Origin of the sequence: Microbacterium sp. SORGH_AS_0888 (assembly GCF_030818905.1) — a bacterium.
GTDB lineage: Bacteria > Actinomycetota > Actinomycetes > Actinomycetales > Microbacteriaceae > Microbacterium.
Window position 1 is genome coordinate 1,740,954 of record NZ_JAUTAZ010000001.1, and the last position, 14,057, is coordinate 1,755,010.

Consider the following 14,057-nt stretch of genomic DNA (forward strand, 5'->3'; position numbering starts at 1 on the left):
GGTGAATTCATACATTTGGAATGAAGATTCCGAAAGCTTGTCGATATACAGCGCGGAATCTTTCGAATACTGGGAACCTTTAATCACGAAACACTTTCCGGACGAGCGAGTACACCTCGTTCCCGCAAAGACATCACAGGAGGAAATAGAAAAACTCACGTCGATCGTGGTTGCGACCGGCGGAAAGCTCTCCGATGGGACGCAGGTCGTCACTGTTGTGCCCGAGAACGACGGAGCCTACGTCACCATCGGCGTACAACAATCTGACGGCATGGTGCTACCTTCTAGCGAAGCCCTACGAAAAGCACTCGGTACCCCCGTGCCCCTCATCGTCGAAGCTGCCTCCGATGTGGCGTCGGCTCAGCGCAACATCTCGCCGATTTCTACCATCTGGGTGGGCGGCGCGGTCGACAGTAGCGGTATCACAGATGGCTACTACACGAAGTGCAGCACGGCCTTTCGGATTGGGAATTTGACAGATTCAACGGTCGGAATGCTATCGGCCGATCATTGCGGCAGCGGGAAGCCAACGAATTCTTGGTACTTTTCTACGAATCAGACATCAACAAGTTCATTGGGAACCTACCAGGGTTCACTAGCTAGCGTCTGGCCTGTCTCGGACACTGCTCTATGGACAGGTGGAAACGTGTCCAAACTCTACCCGATACTCTTAACCGGCGACCACAATGATCCAAACACATCGCAACTTGTCAGAGGCGGCAACTACCCGGCTGTCGGAACGGAAGTGTGCTACTCCGGTTCCCAGTCTGGAAACGTCTGCAGCAACGATGTTCTATATCAGAACGTAACGGTCTGCTATCCGGGCTCAAACTGTTATTCAAGCCTCACTTGGACAAGCCAGCAGTCCGATGTTCCTGCTGCCGGAAACGGCGATAGTGGCGGCCCCGTTTACCAAATGGTGAATGGCTTGCTCAAGGCATCGGGAGTGATTAGCGGAATCATCAACGGCACATCCACGTGCACCGGCGAACCTGGCTCTTCCGGGGGACGACAGTGTAGTTCGGTTGCACTTTTCGCTCCGATTGCAGCAGCCCTAGGCGGCTCCAGCAGTTGGGGGTTGTCTTACTATCCGTGAGCCACGGGTCGCGCCAACAGCGACTTGAGGAGCCGAATAGGGATATGACATTTCCCCGGGCAAGCCCAATGATATCGCCGAAGGGCTCCGGCGCAGGGCTCAACGCGGCGATCGCGGCAGCGGTTGTTAGCGGGCATCGGACCGATGGCGGCGCAGCTCGGCGATGCTCCCACCCTCATGTCGGCTGAGTTCGCGTTCGGCCTTGCCCGGCATCCGCGTTCCGTAGTGCCGGATGACGAGGGCACACCGGCTCTACCCTCGTCGCCGCCGCGGGGCGCCGTGGGAGTCTGCGTTCGACCCCGACTTGTTCGCCTGGCACCTTGATCTCGGGGCTGTCCCACTCATGCTCGACGTCGCGGCCGGGCTCCGCCCTCCCCAGTCCCTCCGCCCTGCCCACCTGCGGGCATTCCGCCCGACACGCCACGCCACACGGCCCCACCCGGCGTGTCGCCCACGATCCGCGCAGTTGCGGATGGATGCCGCGACGCCGGGCTCCTGAGTCGCGCCCTCAGAACAGCAGATACACGGCGCCGACCACGATGAAACGATCCCGAGCCGATCGAAGACCGCCTGGTTCGGCCGACCGGCGAGCGATCCCCGGCCGAGCTGCGTTCCGCCAACTCCCGCGCGGCCGGCACCTCATAGCACATGGTGCTCGCGCACGAGCCGGTCATCAACCATTCGCCGTTACAGGCGATAAGTCCCCGAGGACAGGCCGACTCACAGTCCTTCGATGCCGCAGACAGCATGCTCAGCGGACATGACGAAAAGCTGACCGCCCCACACGATCTCGTTGACCACGATCGCGAAAACCGTCGCCACCAGCAGAACGGCCAACGCGAGGCATATGCCCGCACCACGTCGGCTTCGTTGGCTTGCACCGATCGCGATCAGCGGCACCCCAACCGTGACGTACGTGACGACGAGAGGAAAGCCTCCGAGAAGCGCACCGGCGCGAGCCTGCGAAGAACCTGCGACGACGGCCTTGCACCGCTCGGTCATCTCCTCGGAAAACGCGAGTCCGTACCAGAACCACGCGATGGCGATAAGAACGAGACCGACAACCGCGACCACCCAGAACCAGGTACTCGCACTCTTGAAGAGCCAAACGGCTGACGGTTGGCGCTCATTGCCCTGAGTGCCCAGACCTGCCAACTCCTCACCGAAAGGACTCATGCCACCTCTGAATCACGTAGTACAACTGCATGTGGCTTCGGCCGTAGACCATGTCCGTTGTCGCCATGACAACAAGTACGGATCACCTGACTCGGCGTCAGCCGTCCCAGGTTCGTTGTCGTCGCTCGCTCCACCTTTACCTGCGACAAGCAGCGGGCCGCACGAACTTGTCGCAGCACGCGTGAGTGACGGTCGACGAGCACGCTTGCGCAGTTGGTGGTCGGCTTCGGTCGGCATCGTCATCCCCTTCACGGCAACTGCTTTGTGATGTCCGGCGGCATCCGAATGGTTCCCACCGGGCTGTCGTCGAGGGGAGCTCTCGCCCCGGCATGTCCCACTTTGCACCGCTCGCGCGGTGGCTGAGCGGTGCAAAGTGGGACATGAATCGGTGCAAAGTGGGACATGAAGCGCTCCGCGACGCCGGGCGACCCGGATCGGGCACTCAGAGCAGCAGGTACACCGCGCCGACGATCGTGAAGACGATCACGAGCCGGTCGAACACCGTCTGGTTCAGCCGCCCCGCGAGCCACCGGCCGCCGAGCGCCCCGACCACGACGAGCGGCACGAGCACGAGATCCAGCAGCAGCTCGGGCGGGGTCAACAGACCCAGCCCGATCGAGAAGGGGAGCTTCGTCAGGTTCACGAGGAAGAAGAACCACGCGGCCGTCCCGAGGAAGCGCTTCACGTCGAAGCGCGCCGCGAGGAAGTACATCGACATGACCGGTCCCGCGGCGTTGGCGACCATGGTCGTGAAGCCGCCGAGCGCACCGTAGGTCGCGGTCGCGACCGGGTGGATGCCGCCGGTCACCGCGGCCTGCGCCCGCCGCCGCAGCAGCGTGATCGCGATCACGACCAGCAGCAGGACGCCGATCGTGCGCTTGACCCAGCCGTCGGAGGCGAACGCGAGGAAGACGGCGCCGAGCAGCAGCCCCGCGACGACCGCGGGCGCGAGCCGCACGAGCGCCCGCACGTCGGCGTGACGCCGGTAGGCCGTCACCGCGAAGAGGTCGGCGACGAGCAGCAGGACCAGGAGCGCGCCGGTCGACTGGCGCGCGGGCAGGAGCGAGGCGAACACGGCGACCGACACGGTCGTCGCCCCGGGGATCGCCGTCTTCGACAGGCCGACGATGACGGCGGCCACCGCCAGCAGCGCCCAGGCCCAGGCGGCGAGATCAGGCATCCGCCGCCCGCAGCGCCGCCTCGGCCAGCGCCGCCGACAGCTCGAGGTCGCGCATCCACAGCGGCGCCACCTGGGCGCGGATGCCGAGACCGTCGACGGATGCGGCGAGCCCGGCGTCCTCCTCCGCGAGCAGCCAGGCGTCCAGCACACCGCCGTCGGCCCGCGCGCCGTAGTGGGCGGCGACCGCATCCGCCGCCGTCGCGACGCCGATCGCCGTCAGGCAGACGTCGGCCATGCCGCGCACGACCGCGCCGCCGATGATGGGAGACACCCCGACGACGCGCGCGCTCGTCCGCCGCAGCGCTTCGCGCACACCGGGCACCGCGAGGATCGGGCCGATCGAGACGACGGGGTTCGAGGGGGCCATGAGGACGACGTCGGCCGCGGCGATCGCGTCGACCACGCCGGGAGCGGGGGCCGCGTCGACGATCCCCGGGTTCTCGAAGGCCGCGGGGGCGAGCGTCGCGCGATGCCTCGTCCACCACTCCTGAAAGTGCATGTCCCCGCCGCCTTCGAGACGCACCCGGGTGTCGACCTCGGCGTCGGTCATCGGCAGCATCCGGATGCCGAGCGGCCACCGTCGCGAGAGGCGCTCCACGACCTCGGTCACGGTGAGGCCGTCGCGCAGCCAGCCGGTGCGTGCGAGGTGCGTGCCGAGATCGAGGTCGCCGAGCGTGAACCACGGCCAGCCGGCGCCCCATGCCTGCAGTTCCTCGTTCACCCGCTCGGTGTCGCCCGCGCGCCCCCAGCCGCGGACCGTGTCGTTGACGCCCCCGAGCGCGTAGAGGACGGAGTCGATGTCGGGCTGCAGGCGCACCCCGGACAGCCACAGGTCGTCGCCCGTGTTGACGATCGCGGTCGCCTGGGGAGCGCCGCGGCGAAGCAGGGCCTCGCGCACGCCGAGAAGGAATCTCGATCCGCCGACCCCGCCGGCGAGCACGACGACGCGGGGTCGCTCACTCGATGTCACCGATCAAGTCTCGCAGAGCCCTCTCGGGCGCCCTTACCACCGCCGCCCGGATTCCTCCACAGCCCCTCACGCCGACACCGCCGAGTTGCCAGAATGGTCGGAGGACACGACGAGGGGAAGAGCATGGCGGATCACATCCGGATCGAGTTCGAGCGAGTCGGGCAGACCGTCGAGGCGCTCAAGGCGGCCTCGGTGCAGATCCGCGCGGAGCTCGATCAGCTCGACGCACGTCTGGCCGTGATGGAAAGCGGCTGGCAGGGCGAGGCTCGCGAGGCCTACTCCGTCGCGCGCGCACGGTGGGAGACCCAGATGCGCCAGATGCAAGCCACCCTCGACGCCTACTCGCAGGTCCTCCTCGCGACGGGCTCGGCGATCGCGGATGCGGAGTCCAAGCTCGCGAAGTCGTTCTGAGCGTCCTCATCGATGGCCGGAATACGCTGACCACGTGATGTTCGACGGCAGCAGGAAGAAGCAGGCCGCGGCGGCCCGGAGTGCGCTCGTGCGAGACGCCGAGGCGGCTGGATGGACGTGGCATGGCCCGACCCCGCCGCCATCCGCAGAGATCTGCGAGGCGGCGCTGCGCGGTGCACGTCGAGCAGGCTTGCCCTGGACCAGCGGCATCCAGCCCGTCTGGACGGTAGGGCTCGCCGATGGCGTGAGCGGGACGGTCGGGGACCGAGGCTTCGTCGCGGGACGCCTGGCAGGATATGCACGCGGCACGACAAATGACGGGACGGTTTTCGGTCACCTTACGGAAGCATCCGTCGTGTGGTCGACGCTGCCCGCCCCGCTGCCGGAGATCCGGCTCGTGGACCGAACCGGCACCGCGGATGACGCCGGGATCCGGCTGCCGGCGATCCAAGCGCTCGGAACACGCTGGTCCGCCGAGGGCTTCCTTCCGGCGTTCGCCGCCGACCTCTTGTCCCCAGAGTTCATGGCCGCGCTCGATATGGTCCCGGCGTGCTCGGCCATCGTGATCCGGGCCGGCGTGATCCTCGCGTACGGTTTCGAGCCCTGGGATGCCGCCGCGATCCGCGACCGCGTGGCCGCGCTCGATCGCCTCATCCGAGCCGTGCCCGCCCACTGCTGGAACCGCGCGGACGCGCTCGTCGCCGGCACCGGGGTCTTCCCCCACGACATCGCCGACGGCGACCGCCTGCGGCTCGACCAGCGGCTCGTCGCTCTCGACTGGCAGGGCGGGGGCCTGTCCAAGTTCCGTTGGGAGGACATCGACACCCTCGACAACAGAGTCGTCCTGAGCGGGCGCGAGTCCGTCGAGCTCGAGGTGTACCCGATCGACCGGGCGCCCGCCGAGCTCCGGCGCGGTGTCGGCGTGCAGTTCGGCGGCTTCGGCGACCCGCTCGCCGAAGCCCGGGCGCGCGGCGTCCGCACCGTCGCCTCGACCCTGTCGTCCCAGAGCGCGTAAGCGAGCGACGATGCGATACCCAGATCTCACGATCCTCGTACGAGCAGACGGCGAGGCTTCTCAGCCCGCGCATGGGACCCCGGCCTAGGCTGAGGCCGTGGTGTTCGGACAGCGCAAGCGCGAGGAAGCAGCCGCGCGTCGGCGGGTGCTGCAGCAGCAGGTCGAGGCGGAGGGCTGGACCTGGAACGAGGCGCAACCCCCACCCGCGTTCGAGATCAGCGAAGCCGCACTGCGCGGACAAAGACGGTACGAGATCTGGACCATCGGGATCGCCGAGGTCATCGACGGGACGACCTCGGACCGCACGTTCCGCGCCGGCCGTCTCGTGGGCTACGAGTTCGGCACGACGAACAGCGGCATCCCCCACGGCGATCTGCGGCAGACCAACGCGATCTGGATGTCGCTTCCCGCGGCCCTGCCCGAGATCCGCCTCGCGGACATGACCACCACCACGACGACCGTCCGAGACTACGGCCTCCGCCTCCCCCCGCTCACCCCACCGCGCACCCCTGACGGCCGCTGGCAGATCGAGACCTTCATCCCCGCCTTCGCCACCGACCTGCTCCACCCCGCCTTCCTCGCCGCGCTCGCCACCCTCCCACCCCTCAGCGCCATCGTCATCCGCGCCGGCGTCATCCTCGCCTACGGCACGCCCACCCTCGACGTCTCCATCATCCACACCATCGCCCGCACGCTGTCGGCTCTCATCGACACCGTCCCGGCCACCGCCTGGGGACGCGCCGACCCCCTCGTCGCCGGAACCGGCGTCTTCCCCGAAATGATGAACGACGGCCCCGGCCTCACACTCAACGCACGACTCATTCGCCCCGACTGGAAAGGCTACGGACTGGCGAAGGAGGTGCCGTGGCAAGACGCCGCCAACGCACGGAGTCACGTCGTGCTCACCGGACGCGGGGCGGGAGTCGACGTCTGGGACCCGGTCCCGGACGCAAAGCCGGGGTGGTACGTGAGCGCCGCGGTCGGCAACCTCACTATGGGTAGCCCCATGCCACACGGCATCCCCACCGTCGCCTCGACCCTCGGAGGCGACGGGGCGACGGAAAGCTCCTAGAACGGCTTAGCGCTCGTTGATCGTTGCGCCCGGATCCTCCAGCGCCCTGAGAGGCCCGGAGAGTCCGGCGTCGGCCTCGCGGAGCGTGACTGCGCCGATCTCTCCCGCGCCAGCCTCTTCGACGACCTCGCCCAGCCGCTCCCGCAGGTCGAGCAGTGCGTCGCGGACTGTCGCCATGATGAGCCGGCTGAGTGCCTGGGGGCCCAGGTCGACACCGTGGCGTGTGATCTGCAGATCGGTCAGAAGGCCGCCGGCCGAGACCGTGGCCTTGACCTCGCCACGCAGCGAGGACGCCGAACCGGACACCACAGCCAGCTGCTCCTGCAGCACGGCGGCGGTGGCACCGCGAGCGTAGGCGGCGGCGTACTGGGCATCGCGCAGAGCGAGTCGCTCCTGGATCTCAAAAGGCATCTGAGAGAAGTCGGGCGCGTCGGTCACTTGTTCTCGCCCGATCCATACACACCGTTCTCCTCCATCGACTTCGTGACTCCGTCGTTCGTTCCTCTTACAATTCCGACCAGATTGACCGCGTTGAGGTCGATCTTGATGCTCGCGCCGCCGAGTCTGGCCGGAAGCCGACCCACGTGATGCGTGAACTCGTGGCCAACTTGCGTGAACCTCTGAATAGCATCCGAAACCTTCTTCATCACGTCCTGGATCTTCTCCACCCACTTCGCGACCTTGCTCACCCACTGCGCGATCTTCGGAGATACCTGCGCGACGATGAGGGGAATCCCAACGCCGGCGGTGGCAACCGCTTCCACGACCGCTTGGATGAGCTGACCGACGAGATCGGCGATGATGCCCTTGACGATCTCGTACACGATCTGCACGACGGACGCCGCGAGCCGCAGTCCGTTCGCGTTGCTGTGGGCGGCCTCCGAGAGCAGGCGCAGAATCCCGGTGAGGCCGTTCGCGACGGCTTCGTACCCGGTCGCCGCCGCGCCGTCCCAGTTCTCGCGCAATCCGCTGAGCGCCTGGTCTCGTTCGTCGGCGACGGCGCCGAGCGCCTCACCGACGTTGTCCCAGGTCTCGCCGAGGGCTCGCACCATCTCGGGGCTGCCGGTGAGCAGCTCGAGCTCCTGATGAAGCGGCTCGATGTAATCGAGCAGGAACGACGCACACGACGACGCCAGCGTCGCGATCGGGTTGGCGATCATGCTGACGACATCCAGCGCCGATCCCGCCACGTCGATGACGCCGGAGGTGATGTTGCCGTTGCCGAAGTCGCGGACCGAGCTGGCGATCCCGCCGGCGACCGGCAGCGCTCCGAGCACCGCCTCTCCGCTCAGACCGCTTTCGTAGGTGGGGGCGGCGATCAGCGACACGGTCAGATCACCTTCGCGATCGCGTCGGCAAGACCGTCGTCGAGCGCGGAGTAGGTGAGGGCCGCGCCCGACACGGCGGCCGACTCGGCGGCCAAAGCGACCCGCAACGCGCCCAGGCCTGCGAGGGTCGTCGACTGCTGGAGACTCACGATGGGCACGAGGAAGGAGCAGAGGAGCCCGAACGCCGCGGGCTGGAGCGCCACGGCCGTCAGCGACGCCTCCGCCGCCTGGCCGACACGATCGGCTGCGTCTCCGAGCTTGGACGCGTGCGCACGCAGCGCGTTGACCTGTACGTCGAGATCTGTCATCGCTTTCCTTCCTCTACTCCGTCGCCTTCGGGCGTCACTGCCCGTCCCGCCGCTGGATCTCCTCGTAGAGCTCATCGATCCGCTGCGAGAAGTCGACGCGCGGCGCCTGCAGGTGCGGCTGCAGCACGGCGGCGCGAATCGGCTCCGCCTGGCGCTGCACGTCTTCGATCGCGCGGGACGTCGCGGTGAGCACCCAGCCGGAAACGGTGCGCCCGTCCGCATCCGAGATGGCCTCGGAGAGCGCGACATCGATGACGATGCCCTGGTGGTCGACTGTGACGGTCGCCTCGTCCTCGTCGCTGTGGCCGATGCCGCGCAGCTTCGCGAGCTCGCCCGTCAACTCCTGCGCGACGTTCGACAGCTCGGTCGCGCGCTCCAGCTGGGCGGCGATCCCCATCAGGATCTGGGCGGCGTCTTCCATGCGACTCTTTCTCGAGCGAGCGGCTTCCGCCCGCATGCTATCGAAACGGCGGGGCCCCCACGCGACTGTCCACAGGCTTGACCCCCGTGAGAGATTCAGACATCCGCCGCCGCGGCCGCACGGGCGGCCCCGGGGAGCGCGGCGACGACCCGGGAGAGCGCGTCGTCGTCGTGCGCGGCGGTGAGGAACCACGCCTCGTAGACGCTGGGGGGCAGCGAGACACCGGCATCCTGCATCGCGTGGAAGAACGCCGGGTACCGCCCGGCCTCCTGAGTCAGGGCTTCGTCGTAGTCTCGCGGCGCCTCCGGCAGGAAGGCGAGACCGAACAGGCTGCCCGCACGCGGAACGCTGTGGGCGACCCCCGCCGCGTCCAGCGCGCCACCGAGAGCATCGGCCACGACGGCGGATGCCGCATCCACCCGCGCGTACACGTCGCTCGTCGCGAGCCGCAGTGTCGCGAGGCCCGCCGCGACCGAGAGCGGATTGCCGCTGAGGGTGCCCGCCTGGTAGACCGGGCCGACCGGGGCGAGGAGGTCCATGACCTCGGCCCGGCCGCCCAGAGCGGCCAGCGGCATCCCACCGCCCACGACCTTGCCGAACGTGAACAGGTCGGGCAGGTAGTGCTCGCCGGCGGCCTGCTGCAGCCCCCAGTAGCCGGCGGGGTGCACGCGGAAGCCGGTGAGCACCTCGTCGAGGATGAGCAGCGCGCCGTGCCGGTGGGCGAGGTCGGCGAGCGCGGCGTTGAAGCCGGGTTCCGGCGGCACGACGCCCATGTTGGCCGCCGCCGCCTCGACGATGACCGCCGCGATGCGGTCGCCGTGGGCGGCGAAGACCTGCTCGATCGCGGGCAGGTCGTTGTAGGGCACCACGAGCGTCTGAGCCGCGATGGGCGCGGGAACGCCCGCCGAGCCCGGCAGGGCGAGGGTCGCGACGCCGGACCCTGCGGCGGCGAGCAGCCCGTCGGAGTGGCCGTGGTAGTGACCGGCGAACTTCACGAGCAGGTCGCGGCCGGTCGCGCCCCGGGCGAGGCGGATCGCCGTCATGGTGGCCTCGGTGCCCGTCGACACGAGCCGCACCTTCTCCACCGGCGCCGCCTGCTCGGCGACGACGCGGGCGGCGATCAGCTCCGCGAGCTCCACCTCCGCCTCGGTGGGCGCACCGAAGGACAGTCCTCGGGATGCGGCCTCCTGCACGGCCCCGACGACCTCGGGGTGCGCGTGGCCGAGCAGGGCGGGGCCCCAGCTGGCGACGAGGTCGACGTACTCCCGACCCGCGGCATCCGTCACGGTCGCGCCGTGCGCGCTCGCGAGGAATCGCGGCGCCCCGCCGACCGCCCCGTAGGCGCGCACGGGCGAGTTGACCCCTCCGGGGATGGCGTTGCGCCCCCGGGCGAACAGCTCGTCGTTGCGGTCGGTCATGCGGTGTCCTCCTCCGCGAGCGCGCGCGTCGGCGACGCATCGCGCGATCGTTCGTCGTGGGTGTTCCCTCGCACGAGGGTCGAGGGCGCCGGGGTGCGGGATCTCAGCGCAGCCACGCGGCCGCCTCGACCGCCCAGTACGTCAGGATCGCGCCGGCGCCGGCGCGGCGGATGCCGGTCAGCGACTCCAGGATCGCACCGCGGCGATCGATCCAGCCGTGCGCGGCAGCAGCCTCGACCATCGCGTACTCGCCCGAGACCTGGTACGCCCACACCGGCACGTCGACGGATGCCGCCACCTCGGCGAGCACGTCGAGGTACGGCATCGCGGGCTTGACCATGACGATGTCGGCGCCCTCCTCGACATCCAGCAGCGCCTCGCGGACGCCCTCGCGTCCGTTCGCGGGATCGAGCTGGTACGTGCGGCGGTCGCCGGTCAGCTGCGAATCGACCGCTTCGCGGAACGGTCCGTAGAACGCCCCCGCGTACTTCGCCGCGTAGCCCAGGATCAGCGTGTCGACGAACCCCTCGGTCTCGAGCGCGTCGCGGATGGCCGCCACCTGGCCGTCCATCATGCCCGACAGCCCCAGCAGGTGCGATCCCGCACGCGCCTGCGCCAAGGCCATCGCCACGTAGCGCTCGAGCGTCGCGTCGTTGTCCACGGCGCCGGAGGCGTTCAGCACGCCGCAGTGCCCGTGGTCGGTGAACTCGTCGAGGCACAGGTCGGTCTGAACCACCAGCGCATCGCCGACCTCGGCGACCACGGCGCGGGTCGCCACATTGAGGATGCCGTCGGGGTCGTCCGCGCCGGAGCCGAGGGCATCCCTCTCGGCGGGGACGCCGAACAGCATGACGCCGCCGATGCCCGCGGCCGCCGCATCCGCCACGGCCCGCCGCAGCGAATCCATCGAATGCTGCACGACGCCCGGCATCGAGCCGATCGGCAACGGCTCCGTGATCCCCTCGCGCACGAACATCGGCAGCACGAGCTGCGCGGGGACGAGGTGCGTCTCACGCACCAGACGGCGGACCGCCGGCGACTGTCGCAGCCGCCGCGGCCGATGCGCGGGGAAGCTCACGGCTGGAACTCGTCGGCGGCGTGCGGCAGGGCGAAGTGCGAGACGGCGTCGATGAGCGCATCGACCGTCTGCCGGTCGGCGACGACGTCGACGTCGAGGCCCGCCTCGCGCGCATCCTTGGCCGTGCGCGGCCCGATCGCGGCGATCACGGTGCCCTCGGGGATGTTCGGGAACTGCAGCGACACCTGCTCGGCGACCGAACCGCTCGTCACGAGGATCGCGTTGATGCGGCCGGACTCGACATCGTGTGCGATGCGCTCGGTGACGGGCACGCCCACGGTGCGATAGGCGACGACGCTGCGCACCCGGTGCCCGGCCTCGATGAGGCGCTTGGTGAGCACGGGCTTGGCGATCTCGCTGCGCAGGGTCAGGATGTCGCGCGGCTCCGGCTCGAGCCCGATCATCTGGTCCGCCATGCCGGCCGCGGAGTTGTCGCGGTCGGGCACGAGGTCGACCCGGTATCCCGCGGCCTGCAGCGCAGCGGCCGTCGTCTCTCCGACGGCCGCGACGCGGGTGCTCGCCGGGATCTTGGCGCGATACGCGAACAGGACGTCGACCGTCGTCGCACTCGTCACGGTCAGCCAGTCGAAGGCGCCGGCGGCGAGGTCGGCGAGCGCCTTCTCGAGCGTCTGGATGTCGTTGGTCGGGGCGAAGTTGATGAGCGGCGCCACGACGGGCACCGCTCCCTGGCTGCGCAGCGATGCCGCCACGCCGTCGCCCCAGGGGCCGCCGCGCGGCACGAGGACGCGCCAGCCGGTGAGCGGCTTGGCGTCGTGCCGGTGTGGTTCTGCGTGCATCAAGTCGGCTTTCATCAGGAAACGTCTGCTGCTCCGCGGTCGAGCAACTCGCGAGCGACGTCATCACCGGTGCGCCTCGCGCGCGTTACCGGGTCCGCGCCGCCGACAGCCTTCGCACCATTGCCGCTGCCTGAAGCCCTAGCATACCCGTCTAAGAGAGAGACCGTCCGATCCGTGCCCACGCGGGCGGACCCGTCGAGCGCGTAGACGACCGCACGCACGCGCAGCAGGTCCCCCTCGAGCTCGGCGTGGACGCCGACCGGGGCGTGGCAGCCGGCTTCGAGCGTCTCCAGCACGGCGCGCTCCGCGGCGACGGCGACACGGGAGGGCGCGTCGTCGAGCGCGGCGATCGCGTCCGCGAGCGCCTGCGGCGCATCGTCGCGCGTCTCGACCGCGAGCGCACCCTGCCCGGCCGCGCTCGGCCATTCCGCGAGCCCGAGGGGTTCGAGCGCGAGACCCGCGGGGATCGCACCGAGCCGGGCGAGCCCCGCGGCGGCGAGCACGACCGCATCCAGCTCTGCGTCCTTCACCCGCGCCAGGCGCGAGTCGATGTTGCCACGGATGTCGCGTGCCTCGACGCGGTGATTGCGGATGCGGAGCTGCGCGATGCGGCGTGGCGAGCCCGTCCCCACGACCGATCCGGCGGGCAGCTCGTGCAGCGGCGTGCCGTCGCGGGTGACGACGACGTCGCGCGCGTCCTCCCGAGCCGGGATCGCGGCGATCACGAGGCCGGGCGCGGGAGCCGTCGGGAGGTCTTTGAGCGAGTGGACCAGCAGGTCGCACTCGCCCGCCAGCAGGGCTTCGCGCAGACGCGTCGCGAACACGCCCGTGCCGCCGAGCTGCGAGAGCGAGGCACGGGACACATCCCCCTCCGACACGACGGGCACCAGCTCGACCGGCTCCCCCGCGACGGCCGAGAGCGCGTCGGCGACGCGCTGTGACTGGGCGAGGGCCAGCGCGGAGCGGCGGGTCCCGAGCCGGATCACGACAGCACCTCGGCGATCGCCGAGGTGGGGATGCGACGACCGGTGTAGAAGGGCACCTCCTCGCGCACGTGCCGGCGGGCCTCGGTGTAACGGAGGTCGCGCATCATGTCGACGAGGTCGGTGAGCTCGTCGGACTCCATGGGCAGCAGCCACTCGTAGTCGCCGAGCGCGAAGCTGGCGACCGTGTTCGCGGTGACGCCCGTGAACGCTGCGCCCTTGCGACCGTGGTCGGCCAGCATCGCACGGCGCTCCTCCTCCGGCAGCAGATACCACTCGTAGCTGCGCACGAAGGGATAGATCACGAGCCAGTCCTTCGCCGGGACGCCGCGGAGGAAGCCGGGGACGTGGGAGCGGTTGAACTCGGCGTCGCGGTGCACGCCCATGGCGTGCCATGTCGGCAACAGGTTCTTCAGCAGCTCGGTGCGACGCAGCCGACGCAGGTCGCGCTGGAGCGCCTCGGCCTCGGGGCCGTGGAGCCAGATCATGAGGTCGGCGTCCGCGCGCAGACCGCTGACGTCGTAGAACCCGCGGACGGTGACGCCGCCCTGCTCGATCAGCGCGACGAGGTCCGACAGCTCGGCGTCATCGGTCTCGGTGACGGGATGCTGCGGATCGCGCCGGAAGACCGCCCAGAGCGTGAACTGCGAACGGGACTCGACGGCATCGTGGTTCTCGGGCATGAGGCAAGTCTCCTCCCCGGTGCGTGCTCGCGGCAAACGCACGCGGGGCACGCCGCCCGAATCCACCCTCCCCCGCCCAGCCCGCACTCGATCAGCGCACATGGATGTGGACTCGCGGCGC

At 69.4% G+C, this 14,057-nt stretch carries 16 protein-coding genes; 4 read left to right on the top strand and 12 right to left on the bottom strand.

Features of this window, described 5'->3' with window-relative positions:
* The first annotated feature begins 1 nt into the window (after position 1).
* Complete coding sequence (locus tag QE381_RS08425; RefSeq protein ID WP_307217219.1) at positions 2 to 1,096, top strand: hypothetical protein; 1,095 nt, start codon at positions 2 to 4, stop codon at positions 1,094 to 1,096.
* Positions 1,097 to 1,816: 720 nt separating this feature from the next.
* Here QE381_RS08425 and QE381_RS08430 read toward each other — a convergent pair.
* From QE381_RS08430 to cofD, 3 genes are all read right to left on the bottom strand, one after another.
* Entirely contained in the window at positions 1,817 to 2,272 is a 456-nt protein-coding gene (locus QE381_RS08430; protein WP_307217221.1) for a hypothetical protein, read from the bottom strand.
* Between the two features lie 442 nt (positions 2,273 to 2,714).
* Complete coding sequence (locus QE381_RS08435) at positions 2,715 to 3,452, bottom strand: sulfite exporter TauE/SafE family protein (protein WP_307217224.1); 738 nt, start codon at positions 3,450 to 3,452, stop codon at positions 2,715 to 2,717.
* A complete protein-coding gene (gene cofD / locus QE381_RS08440; RefSeq protein ID WP_307217226.1) occupies positions 3,445 to 4,422 on the bottom strand; it encodes a 2-phospho-L-lactate transferase in 978 nt (325 codons plus the stop codon). Before cofD ends, QE381_RS08435 begins: the two co-directional genes overlap by 8 nt.
* A 123-nt stretch (positions 4,423 to 4,545) precedes the next feature.
* Between cofD and QE381_RS08445 the strand changes: the two genes are divergently transcribed.
* The 3 genes from QE381_RS08445 to QE381_RS08455 all read left to right on the top strand — a co-directional run bounded on the left by QE381_RS08445 (position 4,546) and on the right by QE381_RS08455 (position 6,920).
* Positions 4,546 to 4,833: a WXG100 family type VII secretion target gene (locus tag QE381_RS08445; protein WP_307217228.1), complete on the top strand. Its 288-nt coding sequence runs from the start codon at positions 4,546 to 4,548 to the stop codon at positions 4,831 to 4,833.
* Positions 4,834 to 5,188: 355 nt separating this feature from the next.
* A complete protein-coding gene (locus QE381_RS08450; protein ID WP_307217229.1) occupies positions 5,189 to 5,848 on the top strand; it encodes a hypothetical protein in 660 nt (219 codons plus the stop codon).
* 97 nt (positions 5,849 to 5,945) lie between these two features.
* The gene (locus tag QE381_RS08455; protein WP_307217231.1) at positions 5,946 to 6,920 is read left to right on the top strand and encodes a hypothetical protein; all 975 of its coding nucleotides are present in this window, start codon (positions 5,946 to 5,948) and stop codon (positions 6,918 to 6,920) included.
* A gap of 6 nt (positions 6,921 to 6,926) precedes the next feature.
* Here QE381_RS08455 and QE381_RS08460 read toward each other — a convergent pair whose 3' ends face one another.
* The 9 genes from QE381_RS08460 to hemQ all read right to left on the bottom strand — a co-directional run bounded on the left by QE381_RS08460 (position 6,927) and on the right by hemQ (position 13,936).
* Entirely contained in the window at positions 6,927 to 7,331 is a 405-nt protein-coding gene (locus QE381_RS08460; protein WP_307217233.1) for a YbaB/EbfC family nucleoid-associated protein, read from the bottom strand.
* A gap of 23 nt (positions 7,332 to 7,354) precedes the next feature.
* Complete coding sequence (locus tag QE381_RS08465; protein ID WP_307217235.1) at positions 7,355 to 8,248, bottom strand: WXG100 family type VII secretion target; 894 nt, start codon at positions 8,246 to 8,248, stop codon at positions 7,355 to 7,357.
* A 2-nt stretch (positions 8,249 to 8,250) separates the two neighbouring features.
* Positions 8,251 to 8,556: a type VII secretion target gene (locus QE381_RS08470; protein ID WP_307217237.1), complete on the bottom strand. Its 306-nt coding sequence runs from the start codon at positions 8,554 to 8,556 to the stop codon at positions 8,251 to 8,253.
* Positions 8,557 to 8,590: 34 nt separating this feature from the next.
* Positions 8,591 to 8,977, bottom strand: a complete 387-nt coding sequence (locus tag QE381_RS08475) for a YbaB/EbfC family nucleoid-associated protein (RefSeq protein ID WP_307217239.1) — start codon at positions 8,975 to 8,977, stop codon at positions 8,591 to 8,593.
* A 95-nt stretch (positions 8,978 to 9,072) separates the two neighbouring features.
* A complete protein-coding gene (locus tag QE381_RS08480) occupies positions 9,073 to 10,395 on the bottom strand; it encodes a glutamate-1-semialdehyde 2,1-aminomutase (RefSeq protein ID WP_307217242.1) in 1,323 nt (440 codons plus the stop codon).
* A gap of 103 nt (positions 10,396 to 10,498) precedes the next feature.
* Positions 10,499 to 11,473 carry a porphobilinogen synthase gene (gene hemB, locus QE381_RS08485; RefSeq protein WP_307217244.1) on the bottom strand — a complete coding sequence of 325 codons (975 nt, stop codon included), beginning with the start codon at positions 11,471 to 11,473 and terminating at the stop codon, positions 10,499 to 10,501.
* Positions 11,470 to 12,270, bottom strand: coding sequence for a uroporphyrinogen-III synthase (locus tag QE381_RS08490; RefSeq protein WP_307217246.1), 801 nt, complete (start codon positions 12,268 to 12,270; stop codon positions 11,470 to 11,472). Before QE381_RS08490 ends, hemB begins: the two co-directional genes overlap by 4 nt.
* Positions 12,271 to 12,284: 14 nt before the next feature.
* Complete coding sequence (gene hemC / locus QE381_RS08495; protein WP_307217248.1) at positions 12,285 to 13,256, bottom strand: hydroxymethylbilane synthase; 972 nt, start codon at positions 13,254 to 13,256, stop codon at positions 12,285 to 12,287.
* The gene (hemQ, locus tag QE381_RS08500) at positions 13,253 to 13,936 is read right to left on the bottom strand and encodes a hydrogen peroxide-dependent heme synthase (RefSeq protein WP_307217250.1); all 684 of its coding nucleotides are present in this window, start codon (positions 13,934 to 13,936) and stop codon (positions 13,253 to 13,255) included. Before hemQ ends, hemC begins: the two co-directional genes overlap by 4 nt.
* Between the last annotated feature and the right edge of the window lie 121 nt (positions 13,937 to 14,057).